Below are 26,502 nucleotides of genomic sequence, written 5' to 3' on the forward strand. Positions count from 1 at the left end.
TTATTGCTTAGCTACATAGTAATATGAAAGCGTATATATTAAAATGAATAATATGATTAAAACATGAACAATCTGCTTATCATTTCAATACACCCAGGAGGACCTATGACTCATTCTGCTACCTGTCACGTATTATCAGCCGGATTTTCTTTTCATCGCAAGCCTTTTCATATGTCTCAAAGTCAAGGGAACCAGAACTTTCTTATACGTCTGCAAACAGAAGGAAGAAGCCGTGCATTGATCGATGGTGTAATGTCACCTGTGGAAAGCGGGGATATTATGTTATTCGCTCCAAATGATCCTTACTATTTGATCATAGATAAAGAAGAGTACCCTGTAGGCAAGCCACGAATTGAAAGCGGAGATTATCATATCTTTTGCGGAGGAACATGGATTGATGAATGGTGGCAACGTTCACAAAGACCCACTCGCCTAAGTGTGCCGCTTAGTGAGAATTTTCTTGGCTTGTTTCGCCAATTGATTCTGGAGCACCGTCGACTTTCCGACTTCTCTCCAGAAATATCTGCCTGCTATCTGCAAATTCTATGTATGGAAATCGACCGGCTAATTACAGACCAGCCAGCAATTACTCCAAAAGGTTATCTGGCATACCGAATGAAGCAATATGTTGAGGAGCACGCAACCCTACCCTTTCTATTGGAAGATGTAGCAGGTTTTGTGGGTATATCCGTCTCGCGGGCCGTTCATTTATTTAAGGAAGCCTTTGGGACCAGTATTATTAAATATGTAAACGATGTCCGACTGGAAATGGCCAGAGAACGGATAACCTTCAGTCCCATGCCGCTGGAGCAAGTAGCAGAAACTTGTGGTTTTGCGAACTACACCTATTTTCACCGGGTCTTCCGAAGTCGTTTCGGGATGTCACCAAGAGAATATCGTGTGCACAGCAGAGAGCAGGTGTAAATGAAGAAACCCCGTTTCATTGCAAAAGGGTTGTCCCTTAGTAGAAAAAGCTACTTTTAGGACAACCCCTGCTTCTATATTCGAACATAACTCGTGAGCATGAGATTATTCTTTCACAGCCGAAATGATCAGGAACATCGGTCTACGCTCCTCATCCTTCATCCATGGATCATTACTCATTTCTGCTGAAGGCTTTGGTTCTTTAACCGCTTTAATAGTAAAGCCAGCTTCAATCAGGTCATTGAAATAGGTGGAAATCGTGCGATGGTATTTAATCACATTTTCTGTTAAGAATTTCGTTTCACGAAGTCCTTCTGATTGATAATGATCTACGGGCCAATGCAGGCGGTTTCCTTGTTCATCGGCATACCAGTCTTGCTCTTCACGTGAAGTAAAGATTGGATGCTCCACTGAAAAAATAAAACTCCCGCCAGGCTTAAGAAACGAATGCACCTTTCGGCAGATGGATGCAAAAGATTCAATATAATGGAAAGCCAATGAACTGAGAACCACATCAAATTGCTCGCTCGCAAAATCAATGTCCTCAATCGGCAGCTGGATATAAGTTATAGCAGGATCGTTCGTTTTTTCACGCGCCTGTTGCAGCATTTTTTCAGAGATATCCACACCTATAACTGAACTCGCCTGCTGCTCACGGGCATATAGGCAATGCCAGCCAAAGCCGCAGCCCAGATCAAGCACACTTTTATTATGTAAGTCTGGAAGAAGCGCCTTTAATACATGCCATTCTCCTGCTGCTGCAAGCCCTCCAATAGAACGGGGCATTTGCTGGTAGGCGGAGAAGAAATTCGAATCGTCATATTTATTTTGTTTCATCAGGGATACATCTCCTATATATTATTTCTTCAATTACTATACGCTGAGCGATGTTCTCTTATCAAATAGCCAATAAAAAAGGAGCATCATCTTGGAAGATCTGCCCCTTATATCTATTCTTATTCAATTGTTCCTGCTTGCTTGGTGTTAATCGTACATGCTGTGAAATGGCTCCATAATCACTATTCAATCTACGACTCTGTGCTGCGCACCAGGCTCCGGAGCGCTCTGCCTTACGCAAGGCTTTTTGTGTCTTGGTTCGTGCCATGTGACACCACTCTCCTATTCATGGGTGAATGATTATTGATCTTACATCTATAAGACAACTTCATTTTAACATATTCCAGACTATGAGCGAAGCAAGAATTCCGTTACACTTAGAGCAAAGCTAGTATTCTATCTTATCTAAATAGATGCGGAGGTTTAAAGGATGAATTACCAGGTTTTGTATGAAGGTGCTTTTGCTATGTTAAAGGTCCAACTAAATCCCGGTGAAAGCGTAAAGGCTGAAATGGGCGCAATGGTCGCGATGTCACCTAACGTAGAATTAAAAGGAACCGTGGATGGTGGTTTAATGCGCGGTCTCGGGAGAATGCTGAGCGGTGAGAAATTCTTCTTTCAAGAACTTAGAGCGACCCGTGGTCAAAGTGAGGTATTGCTGTCACCTGGCTCACTCGGCGATATTCAGGCGATAGAATTAGACGGATCGTATAAACTGTTAGTTCAAAAAGACGGATTTCTCGCCGGAACTGAAGGCATTCAAGTAAATACCAAAATGCAGAATTTAACCAGAGGGCTCTTCTCCGGTGAAGGCTTCTTCATTGTAGAAATCAGTGGCAGAGGAACGGTGTTCCTGTCTTCCTTCGGTGCTATCCATGCAATAAATTTAGGACCTGGTGAAGAAATGATTATCGATAACGGACACCTCGTAGCATGGCCAGACTATATGGACTACAAGGTGGAAAAGGCAGCCTCTGGCTGGCTTAACAGCATAACCAGTGGTGAAGCACTTGTCTGCCGCTTCCGTGGAGAAGGTGTAATTCTCGTTCAGAGCCGTAACCCTGGCAGTTTCGGAACGTGGATCAAATCCTTTGTACCTACTCGAAGCTAGACTTCCTAGAACGCAGTAATCAAAAAAGACACAGGCTTGGAGAAAGCCTGTGTCTTTAGGTTAGAAAGCAATCTTACGAGACTGCTTTATCTGCTTCTGCTTTTGCTTTTTTGCAGCCAGTACGTTTACATGTTCCATAAGTACCCTTGAAATCAAGGCGGTGATCCGTGACGTTAAAGCCATATTCACGTTCCACTCTTCTCTCCAGCTCCACAAGCCAGTCGTCCTTAATTTCCTCCAACCGACCGCATACGCTGCATATCAAATGATGATGCATATGCGAATGATCGTTCCCGCGCAAATCGTAACGGGCAACTCCGTCTCCGAAGTTCATCTTCTCTACAATGTGTAGCTCACATAAAAGCTCAAGTGTACGGTATACCGTTGCCAGGCCCAGATGTGGATAGCTGTTCTTAACAAGCATATATACTTCTTCTACGCTTAAATGATCCTTCTCATTGTCGAGCAGAACGTTCACTATAGCTTCACGCTGAGGCGTTAATTTATATTTTTGCGCCGCAAACAATTGACTGATATTTGATATTTGATCCATTTGGTCTCCTACCTTCCCGGAACGATTTAACATCCGTACCCTCTGAGACGCTCCTATTTATGCAGTTAAGACAAACCATAAATAGTAATCGTTACGATATAATCATAACAAAATTAACCACGAATGAAAAGAGCCTGACATCATTATATCATTTCATGCCACTTATCCAAAGTACTACACCCCAATCTGGCCTATATTTCTATTAAAATCTACTTTTTCGTGAAATAATACAGATTAGACCGCAACCTTTCCATAATTTACAACGTTAAAGGAGTGACAAAGGCTAAGGAGCCTATCCATACAACGAGGTGAAAAGACATGAACATGAAAAAAAGCACACTAGCAGCGATCACAACCGTAGCCATTTTCTCCTTTTCTTTGGGTGGTCAGATGTTTGCAGCTGGGAACACCTTTAAGGATATTGATAACATAAACGGCAAAGAAAAAATCATTTCTTTAAAAAATCAAGGGTTAATTAAAGGTGTCAGCGAATCTCAATTTCTCCCTGGCTCTAAGGTAACTACAGCCCAAGGGATTCAGTTTATCTCCGGCGGTCTTCAGCTCAGCCTCGCAGCCATTGACTTTAACAAAGCTCCTGTTGCCAGCGGCTTGTTCACAAAAGTAAAAGACAAAGCCTGGTACGCTGAAGCCTTTATCAATGCTTATTACAATCAAGTTAAGCTACCAAAAGACATTGATCCTAGCCTAATTATGACCAAAGAGCAATTCACTAACTATCTAGTGCAAGCGATCGAAGGCGTAGGTAATCTGCCGATGATCAATATCGTTCCAGTAGATATCGCTGATGAAGCGTCACTGACCCCTGCATATCAAGGCAGTATTCAGCGCTCCCTGAAATACAAGATCAATACTCTAGACGCTAACGGAAAGTTTAATCCAAAAAGCGAACTCACCCGTGCCGAAGCTGCGATTATGCTCTACAACGCTTTGGAGTTCCTGAAAACTGGAGGATAAGCCAAATTTCAGTTACTCTTCTCATTTGAATAATCTACACACGAAAAAGCAGCTCCGGATGATTCCCGAGCTGCTTTTTCATATATATTGTCTTTCTACTCTTCTTCACCATTCAGTCTATTCAGAAATTGCAGAGCCCGGGGATTCTTCGGATGCTCCAGCACTTCTTGCGGAGTTCCTTGCTCTAAGATATGACCGCCATCCATCAAAATGATCCGGTCCGCTACATCGGCGGCAAATTTCATCTCGTGGGTCACAATCACCATAGTCATACCTTCTGCTGCTAATTGTTTGATGACCTTAAGCACTTCCCCTACCAGCTCGGGGTCGAGCGCCGAAGTGGGCTCATCAAACAACAGCACTTCTGGATCTACTGCCATAGCCCGGGCGATGGCCACTCTCTGCTGCTGTCCACCTGACAGCTGATGTGGATAGTTATCAGCTTTATCAGCCAAACCCACCTTAGCCAGCAGTTGAAGGCCCCGCTTACGCGCTTCTTCCTTGGTTCGTTTCAAGACAGTTACCTGTCCCTCCATCACATTGCCTAGCGCAGTCATATGCGGAAATAAATTATACGATTGAAAGACCATCCCTGTTTTCTGCCGAAGAGCTAATACGGAATTCTGAGGAATTTTCTTATGATCTGTAAAATTGATGGTGATATCCCCGAGTGACAGGCTGCCTTGATCCGGGATTTCCAACAGATTAAAACAGCGCAGCAGTGTAGTCTTTCCGGAGCCGGATGGCCCAATAATGACAAGTACCTTTCCATGCTCCATTTTCAGATCAATACCCTTTAACACTTGGAGTGCGCCGAAGGATTTATGCAAATTAATGATTTCAATCACAAGTATCTCTCCTTTAGGTCGCAGAGTAACGATCGAGTCGTTTCTCCAAGTAATTTTGCAGCGCCGACAGCACAGAACAGAACACTAAATAAAACAATCCTGCTTCGGAGTATACCAGCAGAGGCTCATAAGTGGTAGAGGCTACCTGCTGAGCAGTTCTAAACATCTCCGTATAGGTGATGATCGCTGCAAGCGATGTATCTTTGACCAAGCTAATAAAAGAATTGGATAACGGCGGTACAGAAACGCGTGCAGCTTGTGGCAGAATTACGCGGCGCAGAGCCTGCCCACGAGTCATCCCGACTGAGAAGGCAGCTTCCCACTGGCCTTTATGTATCGACAGGATAGCAGCGCGTACGATTTCCGATGAATAAGCCCCTACGCTAAGGGTAAATCCAATGGTGGCGGCAATGAAAGGGTCGAGTACAATACCAACAGCCGGCAAACCATAAAATATAATAAATAGCTGCACTAACAACGGGGTTCCCCGAATGACCCATACATAAAAACGGGCGATTAGCTTCGGAATTACCCACGGTGAAAGACGTGCCAACGCGGTTAGGATCGCCAAAATCAATCCAAGCACAAAGGAAAGTAGAGCCAACGGAATGGTAAAAGCCACCCCGGCTTTAAGCAGGGGTAGCAGTGTATCTAAGAAAATTTGTATTTTGCGGTCATCCATTATTCAGACATCCTTTTTAGCTTCTAGGCTTAATTAGCCTTGCTAGCCTTGTATTATTTTGAAACGTCAGCTCCAAAGTATTTCTCGGAAATTTTCAAGTACGTTCCATCACTTTTCATCTCTTTAATCGCATCACTGACCGCATTCACCAGCTCATCATTGCCTTTCAGGAATACCGCAGCACTTTGTGAGCCTTCAGGAATCTCATCAACCACTTTAATTTTTGCATCTGGTTTTTGTTTTTTCAGATCCAGATAAGACAAGCCATCATTCACAGTTGCATCAATACGTCCCGAAGTCAGCAGATCCATCGCTTGATTGAAACCGTCCGTAGCTACGATTTCAGCACCGTTCTCACGAGCGATGTCGGATAAGTTACTGGTCAGGGATTGTCCGGCTTTTTTACCCTTTAGATCAGCAAAGGTCTTAATATCCTCATTGTTTTCGCTCACGATCAATACTGCCTTGGATACAATATAGGGTTCAGAGAAATCATATTTCACTTTGCGATCTTCGTTAATGGAAACTTCATTAAAAATGACATCAAACCGTTTCGCATCCATCCCAGCAAAAATACCATCCCACTGAGTTTCAAAAAATTCAGCTTCAACACCTAAACGTTTGGCTACTTCTTCGGCAATTTCCACGTCAAAACCCGTCAATTTCCCCGCAGTGTCATGATAAGTAAAAGGTGCATAAGTCCCTTCTGTACCTATCCGCAATTTGCCGCTGGCCTTCACAGCCTCCAAACTGTTTTGCGCTGAAGATGCTGCTCCACCATTCGTTCCAGCTGTTGGTTCAGCAGCCGTATTGGTATTCGAATTATTGCCGCAAGCCGCTACAAGGACCACGGTTAACGCCAATATAATAGTTAAACTCCATTTTTTCATTATTAAATCCCCTCTCTCTATCCGGTTTTTTTCCGGTAAATTGAATAGTACACTGCCATCACATGATCGTCAATACTTTTTTCCGATTATATACATCGGAATTGTAATATTAACTAGATTTCTACTTATATCTTACCCAATCTTGGATTAATCCTTCACTTCTTTCTCTCTTTACTTCTCAGAAAGATATGGTATATTTATAAACAAATTAATATGGACCTGTTATTTCACTAGGGGAGTCGGCCGACTGAGACGGAGCTTCAAGCTCCGGACCCTTGGAACCTGATCTGGATCATACCAGCGGAGGGAAGTGGAGCAGAATTTTCATCAAGCATGTTAAGTGTTATTATGCAGAATGAACTTTTTGACCCATTCATTTCCTCTGGAAATGGATGGGTCTTTATTTGTTTAGGCGCTCCACAAAAATATTAGGAGGTTAGATCATCACGACCATTTTATCTATTCAAGGCCTAACCTACTCTTTTCCGGAAACTGAACAACCCCCTGTATTCGCAAATCTATCCATGGATATCAGGCAAGGGGAATTCGTCTCCGTAGTAGGTGCTAGCGGATGCGGGAAAAGCACATTTTTCAAAACGGTTGCCGGTTTACTCGAACCTACTCATGGAAAAATAAAACTCCCTACGCTCCCCTCAACCGCTAGTCGTTTAGGTCAGATCGCTTATATGCCTCAGCAGGATTTATTGCTGCCTTGGAGAACAGTGCTCGATAACTGCCTTTTGCCCTGGGAGATCAAGCCCAGATTTAGTAAACAGAAAACGATCACTCAGATTCGGGAAATGTTGGCCCGCTTCGGCTTAACAGATGTAGAGAAGGCTTATCCCCATGAACTTTCGGGAGGTATGAAACAGCGAGTAGCATTTCTGCGCACCTTAGTGGCTGGAGGCGGAAGTGGTCTTATGCTGCTGGATGAGCCCTTTGGCGCTCTCGATGCCATGACCAAACGTGAGATACACCGTTGGCTGTTGGAGTTATGGGGTGAACTGAATCAGACGATTATGCTCATCACTCATGATCTGGAAGAAGCCCTATTGCTCAGTGACCGGATTTATTTATTATCTGGCGGTGCGCACAGCGAATTACAGGAGATCATTGTCGATCTACCAAAACCAAGACATTATAAGATGAACTATGAACCCCGGTTTATAGCACTACGGGCAGAGTTGGAGCGAAGATTGCATGCAACCTATACCTTTTAAAAAACATCTAGACAACTATGGTCCCTTCCTTCTTCTGGTACTGCTCATTCTTGTAATCTGGGAGTCAGCTGTTCGCCTTCACTTGATTCCAGCCTTTATTCTCCCTGCACCTTCATCTATTGGCATCGCATTGATCGAGCAAAGGCAATTGTTATTCGGACAACATTTATTAGCGACGTTGCAGGAGATACTGGTAGGTTTTGTCCTTTCTGTGGTTTGTGGTGTATTGCTGGGTATTGGAATGTTCCTGTTTCGCCCCGTAGAAAAGGCCATCTATCCCTTCCTTATCATTAGCCAGACGGTCCCATTAATTGCGCTATCGCCCATTTTTATTATGTGGTTCGGATATTCGCTGTGGAGCAAAGTGGCTGTGGTGTTTTTGACGGCTTTTTTTCCAGTCGTAGTGAGTACATTTGATGGACTTCGTACAAGTGGCCAGACCTACAAGGACTTATTATTAACATTTGGTGCAAACCGCTGGCAGCTGCTTGTCAAAACCCAAATTCCACTGGCGCTGCCTGCTTTTTTCTCTGGCTTAAAGCTGTCCATTGTATACTGCGTCATCGGAGCTACTATCGGGGAATGGCTCGGCGGCAGTAAAGGACTCGGTTACTTCAGCCGCAGAATGGCCGGAAATATGCAGAGCGATGAAATGTTCGCGGCTGTATTTCTGCTGTCCGCGCTTGGTGTTGTACTTTTTCTGGCGATAGCTTTACTCGAACAATTATTTTTAAAGAAAAGAGGATCTAACCAATGAATCATTTAAAATCCCCACAACGAGGACTTATTTCTGTATTTCTAGTATGCACACTTTTGCTCTTAAGCAGCTGCGGGAAGGCAGACAAGCTAAATAGCAACTCCCAAACCGGTTCCTCCAACACCGAAAATAAGCAGTCACACAAGCTGACGATTATGCTTGATTGGTATCCCAATGCCGTTCATTCCTTTCTATACGCTGCGCAACAGCAAGGTTTTTTCCAAGAGGAAGGTTTGGATGTCGAGATCAAAATGCCTGCGGACAGCAATGACGCCCTAAAGCTTGTAGCAGCAAATCAAATTGATCTAGCGCTCAGCTATCAGCCTCAGGTACTTATGGCACGCGGCGAGAAAATTCCTGTACGTTCGATTGCAGCTATCGTGCGGCATCCACTGAATCATCTGATGGTTCCTCAGGCAGGCAGTATTCATAGTCCCAAAGAGCTCGCAGGAAAACAAATCGGCTATTCCTCCATTCCGCTCTATGAAGCAATGATTCGGACAATGATCCAGAGTGATGGAGGCGATCCTTCATCCGCCAAGCTAATTGACGTAGGTTTTGACCTTATCCCTGCGATCTCTACAGGACAAGTGGACGCAATAATGGGCGGGTTCATCAACCATGAACAACTGATCCTTGAAAAAGAGGGACATCCGGTCACCTCGCTTAATCCAACGGATTACGGAGTACCTGACTATTATGAGCTTGTGCTGGTGGCCAGCGAACAAGGATTGCAAAATTCTGAAGCCTACTTTAAAAAATTTCTAAATGCCATAACAAAAGGACAGGAATTTGTGGAGCAGAATCCTGAACAAGCCCTGGATTTACTGGTTGCACATGAAGATGCAACTTCACCGCTCGACAAGGAGATTGAGAAAAAAAGTCTTGAGATTCTACTGCCACTGATGAATGCTGGCGATCAATCTTTTGGTTATCAAGACCCGACATCTTGGGAAAAGGTTCAGCAGTGGTTATCCACCAACGATCTTCTACCAGAAGATATTAAAGCACAAGAAGCTTTTATCAATCTGTAACGTTTAGTTGGTTATTCATTCAAGCTTGAGGAGGAATTATGATGAGTTACTTAGCCAAAGTACGGGAATCCAACCCCTTGATCCACAACATCACTAATATTGTAGTAGCCAATTTCTCAGCCAACGGTCTGTTGGCGCTGGGTGCCTCTCCCTTTATGGCGGATGCCCACGAAGAAGTGATCGACATCGCCGCTATGTCGTCTGCTGTAGTTCTAAATATAGGCACACTCAATGACTACGCCATTCAATCTATGTTGCTCGCTGGTAAATCCGCTAATAAACACGGGGTTCCCCTAGTGCTTGACCCGGTAGGTGCAGGCGCAACTTCTTATCGGACCGCTGTCACTCAAAAGCTAGTGAATGAGATGCAAATCACCGCACTGCGGGGGAATGTAGCTGAAGTCGCTAATGTCATTGGAGAGAGTTGGTCCATTAAAGGGGTGGATGCTGGCGAAGGTGAAGGCGATGTAGTCCTTTTGGCTGAAGCTGCTGCGAGGAAGTTAAGCTGTGTGGTCATCATAACTGGAAAAGACGATGTGATCACGAATGGAAAAAACACTTATATTGCCAGCAACGGTCACCCTATTCTCACGAAAGTTACAGGAACTGGCTGCTTGCTCAGCGCTGTTGTGGGTGCATTTCTCGCGGTAAGTGGAGGTGCCTCGTTGGAGGCCGCAGTGGAAGCCCTCTCCTTCTATGGAGTAGCCGCTGAAATCGCCGCTGAATTAACAACTGGTCAAGGGCCGGGAAGCTTTCAGGTTGAGTTTCTAAATCAACTGACATGGGTCACGCCAGAAGTCTTCCTAGAAAGATCTAGCATCAAACAGCTCAGTTAATGACCCTCAAAGGAGTGAAATCGATGATTATATCCAAAGCTCTAACCATTGCCGGCTCCGATAGCGGCGGTGGTGCTGGCATTCAGGCCGATCTAAAAACCTTTCAGGAGCTTTCTGTCTATGGCATGTCCATCCTTACAGCTGTGACAGCGCAGAATACGCTGGGTGTCCAAGGGGTTTATCCAGTGACTCTGGAAGCTATAAATCAGCAGCTTGATTCTATAGGACTTGACCTGCAACCAGATGCCGTAAAGACCGGGATGTTATTTAACAGCGACATCATCCGCATTGTGGCAGATAAAATTAAGTATTACGGCTGGTCTAATCTTGTAATTGATCCTGTGATGGTCGCTAAAGGAGGGTCCACACTGCTGCTGCAGGAGGCGGTTCAATCCTTAATCAGCCATCTGCTGCCCTTAGCATTGGTGACGACACCCAATATTCCCGAAGCCGAAATGATCACAAAGATGACGATCTCCACCATAGAAGAACGCAAAAAAGCAGCCAAAATCATTCATGGCATGGGCTCCAAATATGTAGTGCTAAAAGGGGGACATGATACCTCAACCACAGCCGTAACCGATCTTCTATATGATGGTCACGAATATACCTTATTGGAGAGTAGCCGGATTCAGACCAGACATACGCATGGTACAGGCTGCACCTATTCAGCAGCAGTTACCGCCGAGCTAGCCAAAGGCAAATCCGTAGCTGAGTCCATTCAAACTGCCAAAGCATTTATACAAGCGGCGATTGAGGACGAGCTGGGCATAGGGGCTGGGCATGGACCAACCAATCATTTTGCTTATCAAAACAGACTGCGGGGGATAAACAGTGCAACGAATGAACAGTGAACATCTGCGAGATCTATTAAAAGTCTATTTCATAATGGGCAGCGTAAATTGCCGTAAAGCTCCCGTTAAGGTGCTGCAGGAAGCGGTAGCTGGGGGCATAACCATGTTTCAATTCCGTGAAAAGGGTACCGGATCCTTAAGCGATAAGGCACGACTTAATCTTGGCAGACGACTTCAAAAGATCTGTCATGCCAATGGCGTGCCCTTTATCGTGAATGACGACATTGATTTAGCGATCGCGCTTGATGCGGACGGAATTCATGTAGGACAGGAGGATACACCTGCATTGGCGATCCGCCAGCTACTTGGAGAGAATAAAATCATTGGTGTATCCGCTCACTCCTTCGCTGAAGCTCAGCAGGCGATTGCCGATGGAGCCGACTATCTGGGCGTGGGTCCCATCTATCCTACGTCATCCAAGGAGGATGCCAAAGCTGTTCAAGGCACTGCGATGATTGAAGAACTAAGAAATAAAGGCATTACCATCCCATTGGTTGGCATTGGGGGAATCACGCTGCAAAATTTTGCACCAGTATTAACAGCTGGTGCGGATGGGATTTCTGTTATCTCAGCGATTGCCGGAGCTGAAGATATTACCACAACTGCCAGAGGCTTTGTTGACAAAGTCAGTTTAAGCGGGACATAAGCTCATACAGCTCTTCACTGCTTAAATGCCGCCATTGTCCCAGCTCCAAGCCGTCTAATGTAATATTCATAATTCTTATGCGCTCCAGCTTTAGTACTCTATATCCTAACTCCTTGCACATTCTGCGTATTTGCAGATTGAGACCTTGAGTTAGGATAATTCTAAACTGACATTCTGTAATCCGATAGACCTCACAAGGTTTCGTTGTGACTCCAAGAATGTTCACGCCGCTAGACATCGCTTGTAAGAATTCTGACGTAACCGGTTTGTCTACATGAACTACATATTCTTTTTCATGCCCATTCTCGGAACGCATCATTTTATTTACGATCTCTCCATCGTTGGTTAACAAAATGAGGCCTTCCGAGTTTTTATCTAATCTGCCGATCGCAAAGATCCGTGAAGGATACCCTACAAAATCAATAATGTTCCCAGCCACATGTGGGGCTGCTGTACAGGTAATGCCTATCGGCTTATTCAAAGCGAGATACACTGGCTCCCCTTTACTGCTTGTTATCGGCTCCCCATCGATCCATACGATATCCTCTGGCTCTATAAGAATGTTCGCCTCACAGACAATGCCGTTCACAGCGATTCGACCTGCTGCAATTAATCGCTTGGTTTCCCTTCTGGAACAAAAGCCTGTTTCGCTTATATATTTATCGATTCTCACTGCTGATCCTACTTTCTCTCTATATACTTACATCTGGTCATAAAAAAACACCTGATTTTAACGATCAAAATCAGATGTTAACCTTCAGGAATAACCCAGTTTAAGGGAGCTATTTGGTGCCTCCGCTTTTTTTCACGTTACTGCCCTTGCTTCCACTTGCACCTTTAGCACCTGGACCCGTCGTTGGATCACTTTTAGCAGGTTTAACTGGTTTTGCTGTTTTGTTCCAGCGTGTCCAGCCTTTACTCCCCGTACCTCTGCCTGTGCCGCCACCTTTACTTTTTGCACCCATCATATCACTCCGTCAGTCATTCAGAATTCGTATAGTTTATACACTTTACCTATCTTACCACACTCTCAACCTTTCTGTTTAAGTAATAACAAATGCTTCATCTAACTAGCCACTGTTTAGAATTTAGCATCTTTATTCATTTCATGAATATCAAAGGTATCCTGATGTATTTCGATGGCGATGACGGTGTCCTTTTTTTCAAAAAATTGCACATGTCCTAACCGCTTGTCCTCCAGCTCTATCCATCCAGCATCGTTTAATTTATTAAAATAGCCGTCAGGCCGATAAAGACCTTGTTCTCCTCCTATATTATCCAATTCGTACTTTACACCTATTTTTATATTGGGGTTACTTGAAGTCGTTGTCACTTCGATTTCTTTGGCTTTTTTAGGAATAGGAATTTCAGCATTAATGGAACATACTCCATACTCTTGTACCTCTTGAGTTGATGATGTACAACCGCTTGTAAACAGGATTAATGGTAACCATATAAAAGCTAATAAATATTTATTCAATGGTATCCTCTCCTTCCATAACTTATTTTACCAAATTCAAAATTAAAATAAAAACACCCCACCAAAGACTAAGCTTTGATGAGGTGTCTATTCACATCAGCTTTGCAGCTCATGCATGGACTTATTTCGGTTGAATATAACCTTCTGCTTTCAGAAGCTCTGCGATCAACACAGCACCGCCAGCTGCTCCGCGCAGGGTGTTATGGGAGAGACCTACGAATTTGTAATCATAGAGGGCATCTTCCCGAAGTCTGCCCGTCGATACGCCCATTCCGTTCTCGATATCACGATCCAGCTTAGTCTGTGGACGATTGTCCTCTTCAAAATAGGTAATGAACTGTTTAGGTGCGCTAGGCAGTTCAAGCTCCTGAGGACGTCCTTTAAAACTCTTCCAGAGATTCAGAATCTCTTCTTTGGACGGTTTTTTCTCAAAAGAAACAAATACAGCAGCCATATGTCCATCCGCTACAGGCACACGGATACACTGCGAAGTAATCGTTGGCGCTTCACTCTTTACGATACCCTCTTCTTGAACGCTTCCCCAGATCCGCAAAGGCTCTTGCTCGCTTTTCTCTTCTTCGCCACCGATGTAAGGAATCACGTTGTCCAGCATTTCTGGCCAGTCTGCAAAAGTCTTTCCTGCACCAGAAATGGCTTGGTAGGTGGTGACCACCACTTTAGATGGATTGAAGTCTTTGAGCGCATGAAGTGCAGGCACATAACTTTGAATGGAGCAGTTAGGTTTAACCGCAATGAAACCTGTCTCTGTTCCCAGACGTTTTCTTTGCTGTGCAATAACCTCAAGATGCTCCGGATTAATCTCAGGAATGACCATAGGCACGTCAGGCGTCCAGCGATGCGCTGAGTTATTGGAGATTACTGGTGTTCCGGTGCGAGCATAAGCCTCTTCGAGCGCTTTAATCTCATCTTTTTTCATGTCTACAGCACAAAAAATCAAATCCACGTCCGCAGCAACTTCTTCTACCTTAGAAGCATCTTGGACCATAATATTCTTTACGTTCTCAGGCATTGGAGTAGATAACTTCCATCTGCCCTTGGCCGATTCTTCATACGTTTTTCCAGCAGATCTAGCACTGGCAGCAATCGCAGTTACTTCAAACCAAGGATGATTCTCTAAAAGGGCAATAAAACGTTGTCCTACCATACCTGTGCCGCCAACTATGCCGGCTCTTAGCTTTCTTGACATCAGAAAATACACTTCCTTTTGATTAACTGTCCTATTGTGGATAATAGGCCGATAATTAATGATATACGGCGCGGGAACATTTGGCGAGTGTTAACATCAAAATAACATTAAAAATTTTATTTTTAGCGGATTATATTGAATTTCACTAATGCTAATAAAAGAAATAGCTGCACTCAGTACAATTATAAGTATATTTTCTGCTTAGACAACTCTTTAACTGCATTCTCTACAACTATTTCCCCGAAAAATAATGGAAATGCCCTCTAAGTGAACTTTTAGATGTAAGAAATGCAACTAAATCGCATCTGACGAGCATTTTATAGCATATAGTTGTAGGAAATACATCTATTTGCGATTGGTGAGTATAAATTAGGAATCAGCGCTCTGCGATCAGCGATTAGCGTTCAGCGATTAGCGTTCAGCGTTCAGCGTTCAGCGTTCAGCGTTCAGCGTTCAGCGTTCAGCGTTCAGCGTTCAGCGTTCAGCGTTCAGCGTTCAGCGTTCAGCGTTCAGCGATCAGCGTTCAGCGTTCAGCGTTCAGCGTTCAGCGTTCAGCGTTCAGCGATCTGCTATTCGCGTTTACAAGCTGCTTCAACCAACTAAGCGTTTCTTACCCCCGCTCACTTAAACCAACCCTTTTCTTTAAATCGAGTGATTGCCTCGATGCGGTTACCTACATCCAGCTTATCTAGTATAACTGAGATGTAATTCCGGACTGTTCCCGTGGTAATGTACAACTGGCTGGCGATCTCTTTTGTATTTTTACCGTCGGCAATGAGTCCAAGTACTTCCTTCTCCCGCTGAGTCAGAGGATTTACTTCACCGCTGTAGGCTTCATCCATTAGCTCCGGTGCATACATGCGTCGGCCTGCCATCACATTACGTATCGAAAGTGCCAGTTCTTCGCTAGGACTGTCTTTCAGCAGATAAGCATGAACTCCCGCCTTGAGCGCACGTTCGAAATATCCCGCACGGGCAAAGGTGGTTAATATCATCGTTTTGCAGCCGCTATTCTTCAGCGCTTCCGCAGCGTCGAGACCACTCATCGCTGGCATCTCAATATCCATAATACAGATATCCGGCTTATGCTGCTGAACCATCGCTACAGCTTCTTCCCCGTTGCTTGCCCGGCCCACGACCTTCATATCCTCTTCTAAATCCAACAAAGATGCCAGCGCTCCAAGGAGCATTCGCTGATCCTCAGCGATTACAATCTTAATCATTATACGGTTACCTCCTGTTCCGGATGCTTAAATGCATTTGGGACCTTAATCACTATCGTAGTCCCCTCATCTCGCACGATATCCATACAGCCATTTACAAATTCAAGACGTTCCCGCATACCTTGCAGCCCATGTCCTTTAAAATAAAGATCATTGCCCGGGATGCCAGTTCCATCATCTTTCACTTTAATGATGAGATCTGTGCGTGTGGGTTCAATGATAATTGCGCAAGATTGTGCATTACTATGCTTCACAACATTTGTGACAGCTTCCTTAATACACATGCTGAGCACATTCTCCGTAATCAATGAAGTATTAGACAGTTTAGGATTGCCTTGCAAAACATAGTCAATCTCCGCAGCCGCAAGAAACTGCTGAATATGAACGAGTTCGTCCTCAAGCCGAATGCCGCGCATTCGCGTAATCATCTCCCGGACCTCTTTCAGTGCACTTCTTGCCGTCTGGCGTACATCATTGATCTCGGCTTTGGCTTGCGTCGGATTACTGTCGATAAGCTTTCCTGCCAAATCACTTTTCAGACCAATTAACGAAAGCTTCTGACCTAATGTATCGTGAAGATCACGTGAAATCCGCTGGCGTTCCTCGAGCTTAACCAATTCTGAGATACGCTTATTAGCATCCTCCAATTGGTCTTGCAGCTTCCCTTGATTATTGCGGTTATAGGTACTGATTGGCAGCAGGATCACTGCAATCATACTAACAAGAACAAAGGGAAGCTGGCTGATAAATACGGGATTACGCGACAGCAGCTCATAATTGATCGTAATAATCGTAGTCAGCAAATGAATGGAGTACAGGGTGAAGAACCCTACTCGGTTCTGGATATTCCCAATAAAAAAGGCTAAAAAAAGCGCAAAATACATATATCCAAACAACAACGTCATCGTTATAGAGACCAGTATCTGCACGCTCGTCCAAAAATAAACTAACCAACCCTTGGAGACAAAAGAAAGCACATAACAAACAAAAAACACAGCGATCATCAAGATTCCCGAAACTACCTGGTAGGGAGAAGAGGACCGAAAGATGAAATAAAACGGTAGAATATAAAATACGACCCATACATAAGGGCTAAGACCTGTACTTTTATGAAAAATATGATGCCACTTCTGCATGTTCGCTCTCCTTTTTGCCATATGCCACTCACCTTATTCTAGCATAAATCCGGTAAAATCCGGTGAACCACAACGATAAAGAGAAAAAAGATTAGAGCGCGAATGAGTTCTCCGGCTCTAACCTTCCATTTTGCTGCTATTTGATTACAATGTAGCTATTATTCTCCCTGGAGTCTGGGCTTATGAACTTGCAGGACCTCGCCTGCAGTTTTCGGTTTATTTAATATGGACTTCATCTCTTTGAAGCTAATGAATCGTTTATTTTCCTCATCCCAAAGACGGAAATTAAGGGCCTTCAAGCTGGTACCAATCGTAATCGTTGTTGCTTTTTGTAGCGGTGGCGTCGCGTTATGCGCTTTTTCCAAATTATAGTTTGGCACCTTTGGACTTAAATGATGCACATGGTGGAAGCCGATATTGCCCGTAATCCATTGCAGCACCTTCGGCAGCTTATAATATGAGCTACCTTCAACCGCGGCCATCACATAACTCCATTCAGATTCATTCTCGAAATAAGAGTCTTCAAACTGATGTTGGACGTAGAACAACCATATGCCGAGAAACCCTGATACAAATGCTACAGGCAGCTGCACCATAAGAAATGCCTGCCAGCCAATAGCCCATATTAGCAAGCCATAAAGCGCTGCGATTGAAATATTCGTCAAATAGGTATTCATCCGCTCTTTGCGTCTAGCACCTTTAACATTGAAACGATACTGAATCATAAAAACAGCAATCGGTCCAAGACCAAACATCACGATGGGATTGCGGTAAATCCGGTAATATAGACGTTTCCAGAAGGATGCCGCTGCGTATTCCTCGACCGTCATAATCCAAATATCGCCGATCCCTCTTTTATCGAGATTACTGGAGCTGGCGTGGTGAATGGAATGACTATGTTTCCACTGCCGATAAGGAACCAGTGTCAGCACACCTGTGATCGTTCCGATAATATCATTCGCTTTACGATTCTTAAAAAACGATCCATGTGTGCAATCATGAAAAATAATAAAGGTTCGAATTACAAATCCTGCTGCAGGAATAGCTAACAGAAGGGTGAGCCAATAGGAAACGGATAAAGAGAAATAAGCTCCGCCCCATAACAGCACAAGTGGTCCTAAAGTATTGATGAGCTGTCTTATACTTGCGTTGCGGTCATTTTTCTCGTAAGGGGCTACACTCTTTTTAAGGCTGGAGAGCTGTGATGTCTGTTTTGTAGTCATCTATATCGTTTCCTCCTTGATGTGTCCGGCTAAGGATCTTTTCATCTACTCTAAGTATAGAAGATAAAGTGTCATCCTATAAGTCATAAACATCAAGTAGAGAGTATGACAAATGTCATACTCTCCTTCTCATTTAAATTACGTTAGCATTGCAGCCAACATCCATCTTCCTTCACTTCGTATTGACCTTTGATCTCACCAATTCCATTAAGGATTAACGAATCTTTATTAAAAGTTGGAGGTTCATCTAGTACGAGGTGCAGTTTATTAATATTTCGAAGGTCAGCTGTATAGTAGCTAATCACTGGCTTTTCCAGAAAATACTCCGCATCATTGATTTGGATTCGTAAATTATTCTTATGAATGCATTTCTCATCTCCACCAATAATACCCATAGGATTAAAACCCGTAGATTTTATATCTCCTTCAATATACAGGTGGTACCCTTCCAGGCTGATAAAATCAATGAATTCCTTCTCCCTGATTGTTTTGACCGATTGCATAATATCTTCCGTTTCTTTGCTGATGGATATCTCCTCGAAGGGAATGATGACTTGATCCACAAATTGCTTAAAAAACGCATATAAACTTAACTCCGACTTCATAAACTCTTCTTTCCAATCGGTCCGAAGCTCATCCAGCAGCAAACATATAAACAGACCAGAACCGTAGCAGCTTCTTCTGATATTAGCCGAAGATTCAAGTTCATCTATTAAATACGAACTGAATTTGTGCAATACTTCCTCATTTGGTAGGGTGGATTTTTCGGCATAGGCATTTAATTCAACATACCAAGCGGGTCCTTCCAGCGTTTCAATAAGATATTCATTTAGCACGTACTCCCCGAGCAGTTGTTCTCTTTGTTGACGGATGGCAATAAATCTGTACATTGCGTGATTACGCTCTTCAATAGTAGCTGCCATTACACTAAGATATAAATGATGTCTTTCTTGAATCCGCAATTCCATATTTTCGAGGGATAAAGGGTAGGTAATCATCAATAATTCATCTGCATAACGTTCATCTCCCATCAGGAATTGATAACCGTGAAATAATTCGTGTACACAAATGGCGTACAAGTCTTCGAATTCTTCATGTAATTCCAGATTAACGATGGCTGTAGGGTGATCCTCATATAAAATGATGGTATCTCCTGAGAATTCATTACTCCAAGGAAGCAAATGTGGATGATATCCTACCGTTTTGAATTTGGGATGATTGTACAGATACACGTTATCCTTATTATAAAATGCAAAAGAAACAGCCTCGAACCCCTTCCAATATTTCTGCAGCTTGTGGTTCGTTAAACACTTAACAATCATCTCCAAATGAAATTCCATCCCTTACCTCCTCTTTAATGGATCTGCTTAGTATTCTCTTCTCGGTATTCTGTTGGTGTTTGACCACTAGCCTTTTTAAAAACCTGTGTAAAATAACGCGGGTCCTGATAACCGACAAGAGGAGCTATCTGATACACTTTTACGTTGCTGCTCTGCAAAATATACTTCGCCCGCTCCATCCGGCAGTGTGTAACATACTCCAAAAAGGTATAGCCTGTTATTTGCTTATATAAAGTGCAGAAATGACTGATGCTGAGATCAGCCAGCTCCGCTACTTCCTCAATACTTAAATCTTTATGGTAATTACTCTCAATATAACGTTTCGCTTTCTCGATGGCGCTACGCGTATCCTCGCGGTTCACAGGCTTGTTCCCTTGCTCCAATCGCACACCAAACTCTTCTTTCAGAGCAGAGATCACTTCATTTAAAGTGCCGAGATTGTGCATCTTGCTAAGTAATCCATGCAAGGACCAATCTGAATTTATATTCAAATACTCATAATTTCTGTATAACACAACGATCAATTCAACAAGAAGACGTTCAGCCATATCCTTAGGAACAGCTTGTGACTCAATAAATAAAGCAAGCTCATCAAATAAAGACCACATCCGGTCTCTATTTAAGGTACGTATACTTTCAATCAGCGCGGTTTCCAGCTCTTTTGGGTATTTCACCTCTTTACTGCTTGGGAACGATATCTCTTCATCAATAAAGACCCCGGCAAGCCCCGAATAGAACCGTTGATATAAGGCCTTCGCGGCCAGAGGGTAAACCGTACTTAATTGATCAATGCCTTGTGTGGTGCGGCTGATGCCTACGGAACAAGACTGCTTGGAGTATCTCTTGATTCCCGCTATCAAATGTTCACCAAGTTCTCTCCTGCTGGCGCTTAAAGATCCAGGGAACAGTAGTATCCACTCTCCATTATGAAACGGGAAAACCGTCAGCACGCCATGCTCCAGTGACCATTCTTCCACAATATTGCGGATTGCAAACAGCCATAGCCGTTTTTCTTCTACACTCCATTGACTGCTCAGTGTGGTGTAGTCATCTAACTGGACAACAGCCATGAAATATCCGCTCTCCAGTTCACTGTTCTCCAGCCATTTCAGATGCTCAAGCGGCCTTGCATTTCCCAAAGTGATTTCTGCAAACAGACGTTCACGTGCAAGCAATGACAGCATCTGTACAGAATGAATCAGCTGATCATTTTGCTTCTGTTCATCCAGCTTGGTTCTGGCGCGGTTTAGCATTTCAACCAGTTCATCATGATCGATCGGCTTCAATAAATAATCAAAAGCGCCTTGACGTAATGCTTCTCTTGCATATTCGAACTCTCCGTACCCGCTTATAAAAATAAACACCAGCTTCGGGTTTTTAGACAATACTTCCTTCATCAACGTAATCCCGTCAATTACGGGCATGCGAATATCACTAATTACGATATGTGGTGAAGTGTCTTCTATCAAGCGGAGAGCTAATTCTCCATTTCGGGCCTCTCCCACAATCTCCATCTGAAGATCATTCCATGGAATGGCTGCTTTTAAGCTACGAAGAATAATCGGCTCATCATCCACGATTATTACTTTATATTTCTCTTGTAACTCATCCATTCCCTGCACCTCCAGGATCATTGTACACTTGAGCTTTGGATCAAATTCCAATATTGAATGGAGGATGCCTGCACTTGCTTTAACGCTTGCTCAGCAGACATTTCTCCGTTAATCATCTGTTCTATAACACTCAGGAACGTTTTTTTCACTTCTGGTGACAATACATTATCATAAGGGACAAAGCTCTTGCGGTTAACTTCCATCATATTCATGACTTGCGCGAATACGGGTCCTGTCTTCTCAGGATCAAAGGCGATGCGCATGGACGGAATTCTCAACCCTTCATATACAATCCGAGTCTGAACCTCCTGGGTGTAAAAAGCTTTCATTAGATCGAGTGCAGCCTCCCGCTTCGCTCCGCTTAGTTCGGAGGAAAGACCGATGCCAAATGTATAACCGCCGGCAATCGAAGGTTGTTCCCCCTTCTTCAATGTGGGAAACGGAATAACACCTACCTCATTTTGAAAATCCGTAGGAGCTGCTGTTCCGGCAAATAAATTGATATCCCAGTTTCCGTTCAGATACATCGCAGCCTTGCCGCTCGTAAATAGTCCCACCGCATTTTCTGTGGATAACGCATTCGATTTCGTGCTGAAGGCACCTTCTTTGATCCATTGCTCCAAGTGCTGAAAAGCCTTTAAATACGCCTCATTCTGAAAGCTGGCTTGATCTTCACCAGTGATCAGCTTCTCGATCAAGTCAGCACCGGCATAACGATCCATTAAATAATGTGCAAAAATCCCTGCGGGCCAACGATCCTCGTTGCCAAATGCAAATGGAATATATCCTGCCGACTTCAGCTTTATTATGGCAGCATCAAGCTCTTGCAGCGTTTCTGGCGGCTTCAAACCCAGCTTTTCGAATATGGTTTTATTAAAATATAAAGGTTCAGCATTCCCTTCAATGGGCAAGCCATAAATATGGTTGTCAAAGGTCCAGAGATCCAGATCCTTGAATTGATTGGTTAGTGCATTCTCCCGGACGAAATCAGTCAGATCAATCAGACGCTTAGAGCGTACATATGGCTCAATCTCCGCTCCACCGAACAAAACAAACATATCTGGCGGGGTGCCAGTAACCATCTCGTTCTTCAGCTTTTGGTCACGGTGCAACGTCTGGTCTAAACCTTCAAAGTTAACTTTCACATTTGGATGCTCTAGCTGGTATTTGTCCACGATATCTTCATAAATAGTCAACAGTGGCCGATCATGCTCTTTAATCCAGAAATGACGGAAAGTTAATGTGATTTTCTCTGGTGAATCATCTTCAATGGGTTCTTGCTTTCCTAAAGTTATAAATAAAACCGCACCCGAAATCAGCACTAGATATAACCACATCCAGCCCCATTTCAATAACCATTTTTTGATAACATTCTCCCCCTTTCTTTCCGTACGGTCGATTACGGCAGTATTTTTGGTATTCGGATTCGGATGGTTGAACCAAAGCCGGGGGATGAACACACTAGTATGCCGTATGGACTGCCGAACCGAATATTCAAGCGTTCATGCACATTTTTAAGCCCCACGCCGCTATCACTGTATTTCTTCTGAGCACTTCCCTCGTTATCCCAAAGACTCATCATCTTGGCAAGGTCAAAGCCGGGGCCGTTATCTTTTACGATAATGATCATATCCATGCCCATTTCATAGGCCGTAATCTCAATGACCCCTGGGTCCTCCATCTGCTCAATCGCATGATACAGCGCATTCTCAACAATCGGCTGAACGATCAGCTTTTGTGTCATGAACGTCCTAAGACCATCCGAAAGATCTATGATATACGAGAATTTATCTTCAAAACGAAACTTCTGGATATCCAAATAATGACGGACATGCTCGAACTCCATATGCAGCGGAATCAGCTCCTGATTCTGACTGATGCTGATTCGCAGCAGCTTGCCGAGTGAGATGACCATTTTGCTAATATCTTTATTGCCTTGCAGCACTGCCATCGAATTAATCGATTCGAGTGAATTATAAATAAAATGAGGGTTAATCTGCGCCATTAGCGCTTGCATTTCTGCTTCCTTCTTACGTCCCTGCTCAGTCTCCACCTGCACAAGCAGTTCATTGATCTGCGTGCTCATCCGATTAAAGCCATCAATCAGCAAATCACTTTCATCATCAGCACGATAGGGTGTAGTGATCGGCGTAAATATCCCTTGCTTCACCCGCTTCATCCCGTTAACCGCACTATTAATACTATGAACGAGCCTCCGAACGAAATAGCGGTCGAACAAAATGGCGGACAACAGCGAAACTGTACTTAAAATAATCGCAATATTCCGGATGGATACAGATTCTGACGAGATGAGATTCATAGGTGTAATGGCTACTAAATACCAGGCTGCATTATGAGAAGGTAGGAAGGTTATGAGTGATTTTTCCCCCTGATAGTTGTCGATGTAATAGTCATGTTCCTTAGCATAATCATTCTGTAAAAAGGGGAACTCTGTGCGTTGTCCAATATGTTCACCGGATTTATTAAAAACGATATTGCCTAGCTTGTTGACCAGCAAAATATCCCCCTTCTTGAGGGTTGCTGCTTCCCAGAAAATCTGATCCAATAAATCAGGTTTTACATTAACAACCAGATATCCGATATCTTCGAGAGAATATGAATCTTTGATTACTCTTGCTTGTACAAGTACCGGATTGCCGGAGATCTCCGAGCCATTTTCTCCCGGTCCTGACCACACGGGCCGCCCTTCGGCGCCTTCCATCGCGTCAAACCAGCTTTGTCTCTTCAAGTCCTCAAAAGACATCGATGCATTGTATTGATAAATTAAACGATCTTTACTATAAAAACTAAATGAAGTAATCATTGGATGATCAATGAGATAACTGCTAAGCTCCTGCTTTCGATCATAAGTGATTACAAAGTTCTTCTGCTTCAGTGATTGCTGAACAACCGGCTGCGTAATTTTTGAATTCGTGATCGAGGTGATTTCACTAAGCGCGAATTTAAGCTTTCGATCCGTTTCAAGCAGTGAAATCCAGTAGAAGTTGCTTGATTTTTTCTCCATTGCATTAGAAAAATTAACGTAAGTGACGATCCCCATCAGAATAACCGGAATAAAGACGAGAAGAATAATAGCGAACAAGATTTTACGGCGGAGTTTCATGATATTCCCCTTCCCCCTGCTGTCTCTGTCCTCTAGTATTCTTCACAAAACCGCCTATTCCCTGTAAAGATCAAAAAGTAAGATCAGCTCTTAATAGCTCCTGAAGTAAGTCCAGCAATCACCCAGCGGCTAAATAACAGGAATACAATCAGCAGTGGCAAGGTTGCCGTAAACGTTGCTGACATGATCATTCCGTAGTCTAGACCATCGCGATTGGAGAACAGCTGCTGGAGCGCAATCTGAATTGTGAAATGCTCTTGATTCTTCAGTACCACTAAAGGCCAGAAGAAGTCATTCCAAACGGTCATAAAATTCAGTATACCTAGTGTAGCCATAGCTGGAGTAATGACCGGGATAGCGATGTTCCAGAAGATCCGGAAATGTCCGCCGCCATCGATCCGACCTGCTTCAATCAATTCCGTATGTACAGCTGTAGTGATATACTGCCGCATCCAGAAGATCCCGAAGGCATTAACCATCGCCGGAACAATAAGTGCCTTGAAAGAGTCTATCCAGTGGAGCTTGGCCATAATTACGTAAGTAGGTAATACACCAAGCTGCTGTGGCACAAATAATGTAGCAATTACAAAGTAGAACAGAAAATTTTTAAACGGAAATTCATATTTGGCAAAGGCATAACCTGCCAGTGTACAGAAAAACACGACTGATATTGTAACCATAGATGAGACAAATAAAGAATTGCCCAAGGCTTGAAAGAAGTCTGTTTTGTCCAGTACCCGCTGGAAATTCTCAAAAAACTGGTCTCCAACCGTAAGCAAAGGTGGCACATGGAATACTGCGCCTCTGTCATTAGTGCCAACTACAAACATCCAATAAAAAGGAAAGATGGACACGAGCGCACCAACAATCAGCAGCAGATAAAATCCTAACTTGCCGATGATCCCTAGATCATCCGGATCTTTTTTAAATACACGCAGCGTACTCACGCTTTACCCCCTCCCGTATCTCCACCCATGCGATTTGAGACCAGCATATTGAGGACAGAGAAAATAATCGTGACCAGGAACAGCAAGACTGCCGTAGCTGCTGCCGTACCAAAAAATCCGTTGCGGAATGCTTCGCTATACAAATAAGTAACCATAGTGATTCCTTCCTGACGTGTAGATCCAGTTCCCGCTTGGCCCAAAAATACATAAGGCTCAGTGAACAGCTGCAAGGCACCTATAGTTGAAAGCAAGGTAACAAATACAATGAATGGCTTCAATAGCGGTAACGTTATAAAGGTTAGCTGTTGTCTTCTGTTCGCACCGTCAATACGTGCCGCCTCATATAGATCCGTAGGGATACTTTGCAAGCCTGATAGAAAAATAATGGCATTATATCCCGTCCAGCGCCACATTACCATTGTAGAAATGGCGATTTTAACGCCCCACCAGCCAGAGTTGAAGGCCATACTATCCAGTCCCAAGCCGTTTAGTATCCAGTTGATCATTCCGTTGTTGCCAAACAGTGTACTGAACACGAGCGTAACCGCAACGATAGACGTAATATTAGGCATAAAAAATAAAACCCGGAACGTCTTCTTAAAGCGAGTCATCGCCGAATTCAACAAAACAGCAATCAATAGAGCTAGTAATATCTGTGGAACAGTACCCATAAGCCCCATAATTAACGTGTTGCTAAAAGAAATCCAAAAGGTCGGATCACTTGTGACCAGATCATAGTTTTTCCACCCTACAAATTTCATAGGATTCAGGGCATCCCATTTAAAGAACGAGAGATAGATCGTGAAAAAGATCGGATATAGTCCAAATATCGAGAACAGAATAAAAAAGGGCGAAATAAACGTGTAAGCAGTGATGCGGCTCCTTCTTTGTTCAGTTAAAAAGCGGCGCTTGCTCTCGGCATGCGGACTTGAAATAACAGGTTGTGCCATGTCACACCTCCAGGTAATCTAACGTGTAAATCCGAATTCACAGAGAATGTTTCACTCTATGAATCCGGACCTTCTAGAAATTGAATTTCATA

General features: G+C 43.6%; 28 protein-coding genes and 1 riboswitch. Of the genes, 9 read left to right on the forward strand and 19 right to left on the reverse strand.

Translation table 11 applies throughout. The features are described 5' to 3' along the window. The first annotated feature begins 105 nt into the window (after window positions 1-105). Window positions 106-924, forward strand: a complete 819-nt coding sequence (locus MHH63_RS15240; RefSeq protein WP_076135544.1) for an AraC family transcriptional regulator — start codon at window positions 106-108, stop codon at window positions 922-924. A 105-nt stretch (window positions 925-1,029) separates the two neighbouring features. Here MHH63_RS15240 and MHH63_RS15245 read toward each other — a convergent pair whose 3' ends face one another. Together MHH63_RS15245 and MHH63_RS15250 are read right to left on the reverse strand one after the other, a co-directional pair. Then, a complete protein-coding gene (locus MHH63_RS15245) occupies window positions 1,030-1,761 on the reverse strand; it encodes a class I SAM-dependent methyltransferase (protein ID WP_341171750.1) in 732 nt (243 codons plus the stop codon). A 61-nt stretch (window positions 1,762-1,822) separates the two neighbouring features. Then, window positions 1,823-2,029 (reverse strand): hypothetical protein, encoded by a 207-nt coding sequence (locus MHH63_RS15250; protein ID WP_076125962.1) that lies wholly within the window; start codon window positions 2,027-2,029, stop codon window positions 1,823-1,825. A gap of 162 nt (window positions 2,030-2,191) precedes the next feature. Here MHH63_RS15250 and MHH63_RS15255 point away from each other — a divergent pair, with 162 nt between their 5' ends. Next, window positions 2,192-2,872, forward strand: a complete 681-nt coding sequence (locus MHH63_RS15255) for a TIGR00266 family protein (RefSeq protein WP_036686316.1) — start codon at window positions 2,192-2,194, stop codon at window positions 2,870-2,872. 73 nt (window positions 2,873-2,945) lie between these two features. On the opposite strand, the gene MHH63_RS15260 is transcribed toward MHH63_RS15255, so the two are convergent. Then, window positions 2,946-3,425: a Fur family transcriptional regulator gene (locus tag MHH63_RS15260; RefSeq protein WP_036686314.1), complete on the reverse strand. Its 480-nt coding sequence runs from the start codon at window positions 3,423-3,425 to the stop codon at window positions 2,946-2,948. 318 nt (window positions 3,426-3,743) lie between these two features. On the opposite strand from MHH63_RS15260, the gene MHH63_RS15265 reads away from it, so the two are divergent. Next, complete coding sequence (locus MHH63_RS15265; protein ID WP_076125959.1) at window positions 3,744-4,400, forward strand: S-layer homology domain-containing protein; 657 nt, start codon at window positions 3,744-3,746, stop codon at window positions 4,398-4,400. A gap of 95 nt (window positions 4,401-4,495) precedes the next feature. Here MHH63_RS15265 and MHH63_RS15270 read toward each other — a convergent pair whose 3' ends face one another. From MHH63_RS15270 to MHH63_RS15280, 3 genes are read right to left on the reverse strand one after another with little or no spacing between them, the layout of a single operon-like run. Next, window positions 4,496-5,248, reverse strand: coding sequence for an amino acid ABC transporter ATP-binding protein (locus MHH63_RS15270; protein ID WP_076189904.1), 753 nt, complete (start codon window positions 5,246-5,248; stop codon window positions 4,496-4,498). A gap of 13 nt (window positions 5,249-5,261) precedes the next feature. After that, window positions 5,262-5,930 carry an amino acid ABC transporter permease gene (locus MHH63_RS15275; RefSeq protein ID WP_036686309.1) on the reverse strand — a complete coding sequence of 223 codons (669 nt, stop codon included), beginning with the start codon at window positions 5,928-5,930 and terminating at the stop codon, window positions 5,262-5,264. A gap of 53 nt (window positions 5,931-5,983) precedes the next feature. Next, complete coding sequence (locus MHH63_RS15280; RefSeq protein ID WP_076183478.1) at window positions 5,984-6,820, reverse strand: amino acid ABC transporter substrate-binding protein; 837 nt, start codon at window positions 6,818-6,820, stop codon at window positions 5,984-5,986. A gap of 222 nt (window positions 6,821-7,042) precedes the next feature. Continuing rightward, window positions 7,043-7,146: riboswitch (TPP riboswitch) on the forward strand. Between the two features lie 198 nt (window positions 7,147-7,344). Here MHH63_RS15280 and MHH63_RS15285 point away from each other — a divergent pair. From MHH63_RS15285 to thiE, 6 genes are read left to right on the forward strand one after another with little or no spacing between them, the layout of a single operon-like run. Beyond that, entirely contained in the window at window positions 7,345-8,040 is a 696-nt protein-coding gene (locus MHH63_RS15285) for an ABC transporter ATP-binding protein (protein ID WP_081393938.1), read from the forward strand. After that, complete coding sequence (locus MHH63_RS15290) at window positions 8,021-8,797, forward strand: ABC transporter permease (RefSeq protein ID WP_341171751.1); 777 nt, start codon at window positions 8,021-8,023, stop codon at window positions 8,795-8,797. The genes MHH63_RS15285 and MHH63_RS15290 overlap by 20 nt, the downstream gene beginning before the upstream one ends. Further along, the gene (locus MHH63_RS15295; RefSeq protein WP_341171752.1) at window positions 8,794-9,831 is read left to right on the forward strand and encodes an ABC transporter substrate-binding protein; all 1,038 of its coding nucleotides are present in this window, start codon (window positions 8,794-8,796) and stop codon (window positions 9,829-9,831) included. The genes MHH63_RS15290 and MHH63_RS15295 overlap by 4 nt, the downstream gene beginning before the upstream one ends. A 41-nt stretch (window positions 9,832-9,872) precedes the next feature. Then, window positions 9,873-10,667, forward strand: coding sequence for a hydroxyethylthiazole kinase (thiM, locus tag MHH63_RS15300; protein WP_076183472.1), 795 nt, complete (start codon window positions 9,873-9,875; stop codon window positions 10,665-10,667). Between the two features lie 23 nt (window positions 10,668-10,690). Beyond that, window positions 10,691-11,521: a bifunctional hydroxymethylpyrimidine kinase/phosphomethylpyrimidine kinase gene (gene thiD, locus MHH63_RS15305; RefSeq protein ID WP_341171753.1), complete on the forward strand. Its 831-nt coding sequence runs from the start codon at window positions 10,691-10,693 to the stop codon at window positions 11,519-11,521. Further along, window positions 11,511-12,167: a thiamine phosphate synthase gene (gene thiE, locus MHH63_RS15310; protein ID WP_081390612.1), complete on the forward strand. Its 657-nt coding sequence runs from the start codon at window positions 11,511-11,513 to the stop codon at window positions 12,165-12,167. The genes thiD and thiE overlap by 11 nt, the downstream gene beginning before the upstream one ends. Here the strand turns inward: thiE and MHH63_RS15315 are convergent. From MHH63_RS15315 to MHH63_RS15375, 13 genes are all read right to left on the reverse strand, one after another. Next, the gene (locus MHH63_RS15315) at window positions 12,148-12,840 is read right to left on the reverse strand and encodes a pseudouridine synthase (protein WP_076125945.1); all 693 of its coding nucleotides are present in this window, start codon (window positions 12,838-12,840) and stop codon (window positions 12,148-12,150) included. The genes thiE and MHH63_RS15315 overlap by 20 nt on opposite strands. 109 nt (window positions 12,841-12,949) lie before the next feature. Further along, window positions 12,950-13,132 (reverse strand): DUF3934 family protein, encoded by a 183-nt coding sequence (locus MHH63_RS15320; protein WP_341171754.1) that lies wholly within the window; start codon window positions 13,130-13,132, stop codon window positions 12,950-12,952. A gap of 116 nt (window positions 13,133-13,248) precedes the next feature. Continuing rightward, entirely contained in the window at window positions 13,249-13,647 is a 399-nt protein-coding gene (locus MHH63_RS15325) for a hypothetical protein (protein WP_076280801.1), read from the reverse strand. A gap of 121 nt (window positions 13,648-13,768) precedes the next feature. Next, window positions 13,769-14,854, reverse strand: a complete 1,086-nt coding sequence (gene asd / locus MHH63_RS15330; protein ID WP_036686293.1) for an aspartate-semialdehyde dehydrogenase — start codon at window positions 14,852-14,854, stop codon at window positions 13,769-13,771. Window positions 14,855-15,474: 620 nt separating this feature from the next. Next, a complete protein-coding gene (locus MHH63_RS15335) occupies window positions 15,475-16,077 on the reverse strand; it encodes a response regulator transcription factor (protein WP_036686291.1) in 603 nt (200 codons plus the stop codon). Continuing rightward, a complete protein-coding gene (locus tag MHH63_RS15340; protein WP_076179017.1) occupies window positions 16,077-17,213 on the reverse strand; it encodes a sensor histidine kinase in 1,137 nt (378 codons plus the stop codon). The genes MHH63_RS15335 and MHH63_RS15340 overlap by 1 nt, the downstream gene beginning before the upstream one ends. A gap of 158 nt (window positions 17,214-17,371) precedes the next feature. Continuing rightward, window positions 17,372-18,436 carry a fatty acid desaturase gene (locus MHH63_RS15345; RefSeq protein WP_076125939.1) on the reverse strand — a complete coding sequence of 355 codons (1,065 nt, stop codon included), beginning with the start codon at window positions 18,434-18,436 and terminating at the stop codon, window positions 17,372-17,374. 143 nt (window positions 18,437-18,579) lie between these two features. Then, complete coding sequence (locus MHH63_RS15350) at window positions 18,580-19,776, reverse strand: hypothetical protein (protein ID WP_076125937.1); 1,197 nt, start codon at window positions 19,774-19,776, stop codon at window positions 18,580-18,582. 14 nt (window positions 19,777-19,790) lie between these two features. Further along, the gene (locus MHH63_RS15355) at window positions 19,791-21,389 is read right to left on the reverse strand and encodes a response regulator (RefSeq protein ID WP_341171755.1); all 1,599 of its coding nucleotides are present in this window, start codon (window positions 21,387-21,389) and stop codon (window positions 19,791-19,793) included. Between the two features lie 17 nt (window positions 21,390-21,406). Continuing rightward, on the reverse strand, window positions 21,407-22,726 hold the full coding sequence (locus tag MHH63_RS15360) for an ABC transporter substrate-binding protein (RefSeq protein WP_341172006.1): 1,320 nt from the start codon (window positions 22,724-22,726) through the stop codon (window positions 21,407-21,409). A 62-nt stretch (window positions 22,727-22,788) separates the two neighbouring features. Beyond that, the gene (locus MHH63_RS15365; protein WP_076125934.1) at window positions 22,789-24,513 is read right to left on the reverse strand and encodes a cache domain-containing sensor histidine kinase; all 1,725 of its coding nucleotides are present in this window, start codon (window positions 24,511-24,513) and stop codon (window positions 22,789-22,791) included. 83 nt (window positions 24,514-24,596) lie between these two features. Then, complete coding sequence (locus MHH63_RS15370) at window positions 24,597-25,460, reverse strand: carbohydrate ABC transporter permease (protein ID WP_038570403.1); 864 nt, start codon at window positions 25,458-25,460, stop codon at window positions 24,597-24,599. Then, the gene (locus MHH63_RS15375) at window positions 25,457-26,410 is read right to left on the reverse strand and encodes a carbohydrate ABC transporter permease (RefSeq protein ID WP_036686279.1); all 954 of its coding nucleotides are present in this window, start codon (window positions 26,408-26,410) and stop codon (window positions 25,457-25,459) included. Before MHH63_RS15375 ends, MHH63_RS15370 begins: the two co-directional genes overlap by 4 nt. Window positions 26,411-26,502: the final 92 nt, after the last annotated feature.

It is taken from the genome of Paenibacillus sp. FSL H3-0310 (assembly GCF_038002785.1).
GTDB classification, from domain to species: Bacteria; Bacillota; Bacilli; order Paenibacillales; family Paenibacillaceae; genus Paenibacillus_AQ; species Paenibacillus_AQ odorifer.

Excerpts from the sequence above, each read along its gene's own strand:
- MHH63_RS15240 (WP_076135544.1), top strand. The coding sequence starts at position 106 with ATGACTCATTCTGCTACCTGTCACGTATTATCAGCCGGATTTTCTTTT.
- MHH63_RS15245 (WP_341171750.1), bottom strand. The coding sequence starts at position 1,761 with ATGAAACAAAATAAATATGACGATTCGAATTTCTTCTCCGCCTACCAG.
- MHH63_RS15250 (WP_076125962.1), bottom strand. The coding sequence starts at position 2,029 with ATGGCACGAACCAAGACACAAAAAGCCTTGCGTAAGGCAGAGCGCTCC.
- MHH63_RS15255 (WP_036686316.1), top strand. The coding sequence starts at position 2,192 with ATGAATTACCAGGTTTTGTATGAAGGTGCTTTTGCTATGTTAAAGGTC.
- MHH63_RS15260 (WP_036686314.1), bottom strand. The coding sequence starts at position 3,425 with ATGGATCAAATATCAAATATCAGTCAATTGTTTGCGGCGCAAAAATAT.
- MHH63_RS15265 (WP_076125959.1), top strand. The coding sequence starts at position 3,744 with ATGAACATGAAAAAAAGCACACTAGCAGCGATCACAACCGTAGCCATT.
- MHH63_RS15275 (WP_036686309.1), bottom strand. The coding sequence starts at position 5,930 with ATGGATGACCGCAAAATACAAATTTTCTTAGATACACTGCTACCCCTG.
- MHH63_RS15280 (WP_076183478.1), bottom strand. The coding sequence starts at position 6,820 with ATGAAAAAATGGAGTTTAACTATTATATTGGCGTTAACCGTGGTCCTT.
- MHH63_RS15285 (WP_081393938.1), top strand. The coding sequence starts at position 7,345 with ATGGATATCAGGCAAGGGGAATTCGTCTCCGTAGTAGGTGCTAGCGGA.
- MHH63_RS15290 (WP_341171751.1), top strand. The coding sequence starts at position 8,021 with ATGCAACCTATACCTTTTAAAAAACATCTAGACAACTATGGTCCCTTC.
- MHH63_RS15295 (WP_341171752.1), top strand. The coding sequence starts at position 8,794 with ATGAATCATTTAAAATCCCCACAACGAGGACTTATTTCTGTATTTCTA.
- thiM (WP_076183472.1), top strand. The coding sequence starts at position 9,873 with ATGAGTTACTTAGCCAAAGTACGGGAATCCAACCCCTTGATCCACAAC.
- thiD (WP_341171753.1), top strand. The coding sequence starts at position 10,691 with ATGATTATATCCAAAGCTCTAACCATTGCCGGCTCCGATAGCGGCGGT.
- thiE (WP_081390612.1), top strand. The coding sequence starts at position 11,511 with ATGAACAGTGAACATCTGCGAGATCTATTAAAAGTCTATTTCATAATG.
- MHH63_RS15320 (WP_341171754.1), bottom strand. The coding sequence starts at position 13,132 with ATGGGTGCAAAAAGTAAAGGTGGCGGCACAGGCAGAGGTACGGGGAGT.
- asd (WP_036686293.1), bottom strand. The coding sequence starts at position 14,854 with ATGTCAAGAAAGCTAAGAGCCGGCATAGTTGGCGGCACAGGTATGGTA.
- MHH63_RS15335 (WP_036686291.1), bottom strand. The coding sequence starts at position 16,077 with ATGATTAAGATTGTAATCGCTGAGGATCAGCGAATGCTCCTTGGAGCG.
- MHH63_RS15340 (WP_076179017.1), bottom strand. The coding sequence starts at position 17,213 with ATGCAGAAGTGGCATCATATTTTTCATAAAAGTACAGGTCTTAGCCCT.
- MHH63_RS15345 (WP_076125939.1), bottom strand. The coding sequence starts at position 18,436 with ATGACTACAAAACAGACATCACAGCTCTCCAGCCTTAAAAAGAGTGTA.
- MHH63_RS15350 (WP_076125937.1), bottom strand. The coding sequence starts at position 19,776 with ATGGAATTTCATTTGGAGATGATTGTTAAGTGTTTAACGAACCACAAG.
- MHH63_RS15355 (WP_341171755.1), bottom strand. The coding sequence starts at position 21,389 with ATGGATGAGTTACAAGAGAAATATAAAGTAATAATCGTGGATGATGAG.
- MHH63_RS15360 (WP_341172006.1), bottom strand. The coding sequence starts at position 22,726 with ATGTGGTTATATCTAGTGCTGATTTCGGGTGCGGTTTTATTTATAACT.
- MHH63_RS15365 (WP_076125934.1), bottom strand. The coding sequence starts at position 24,513 with ATGAAACTCCGCCGTAAAATCTTGTTCGCTATTATTCTTCTCGTCTTT.
- MHH63_RS15375 (WP_036686279.1), bottom strand. The coding sequence starts at position 26,410 with ATGGCACAACCTGTTATTTCAAGTCCGCATGCCGAGAGCAAGCGCCGC.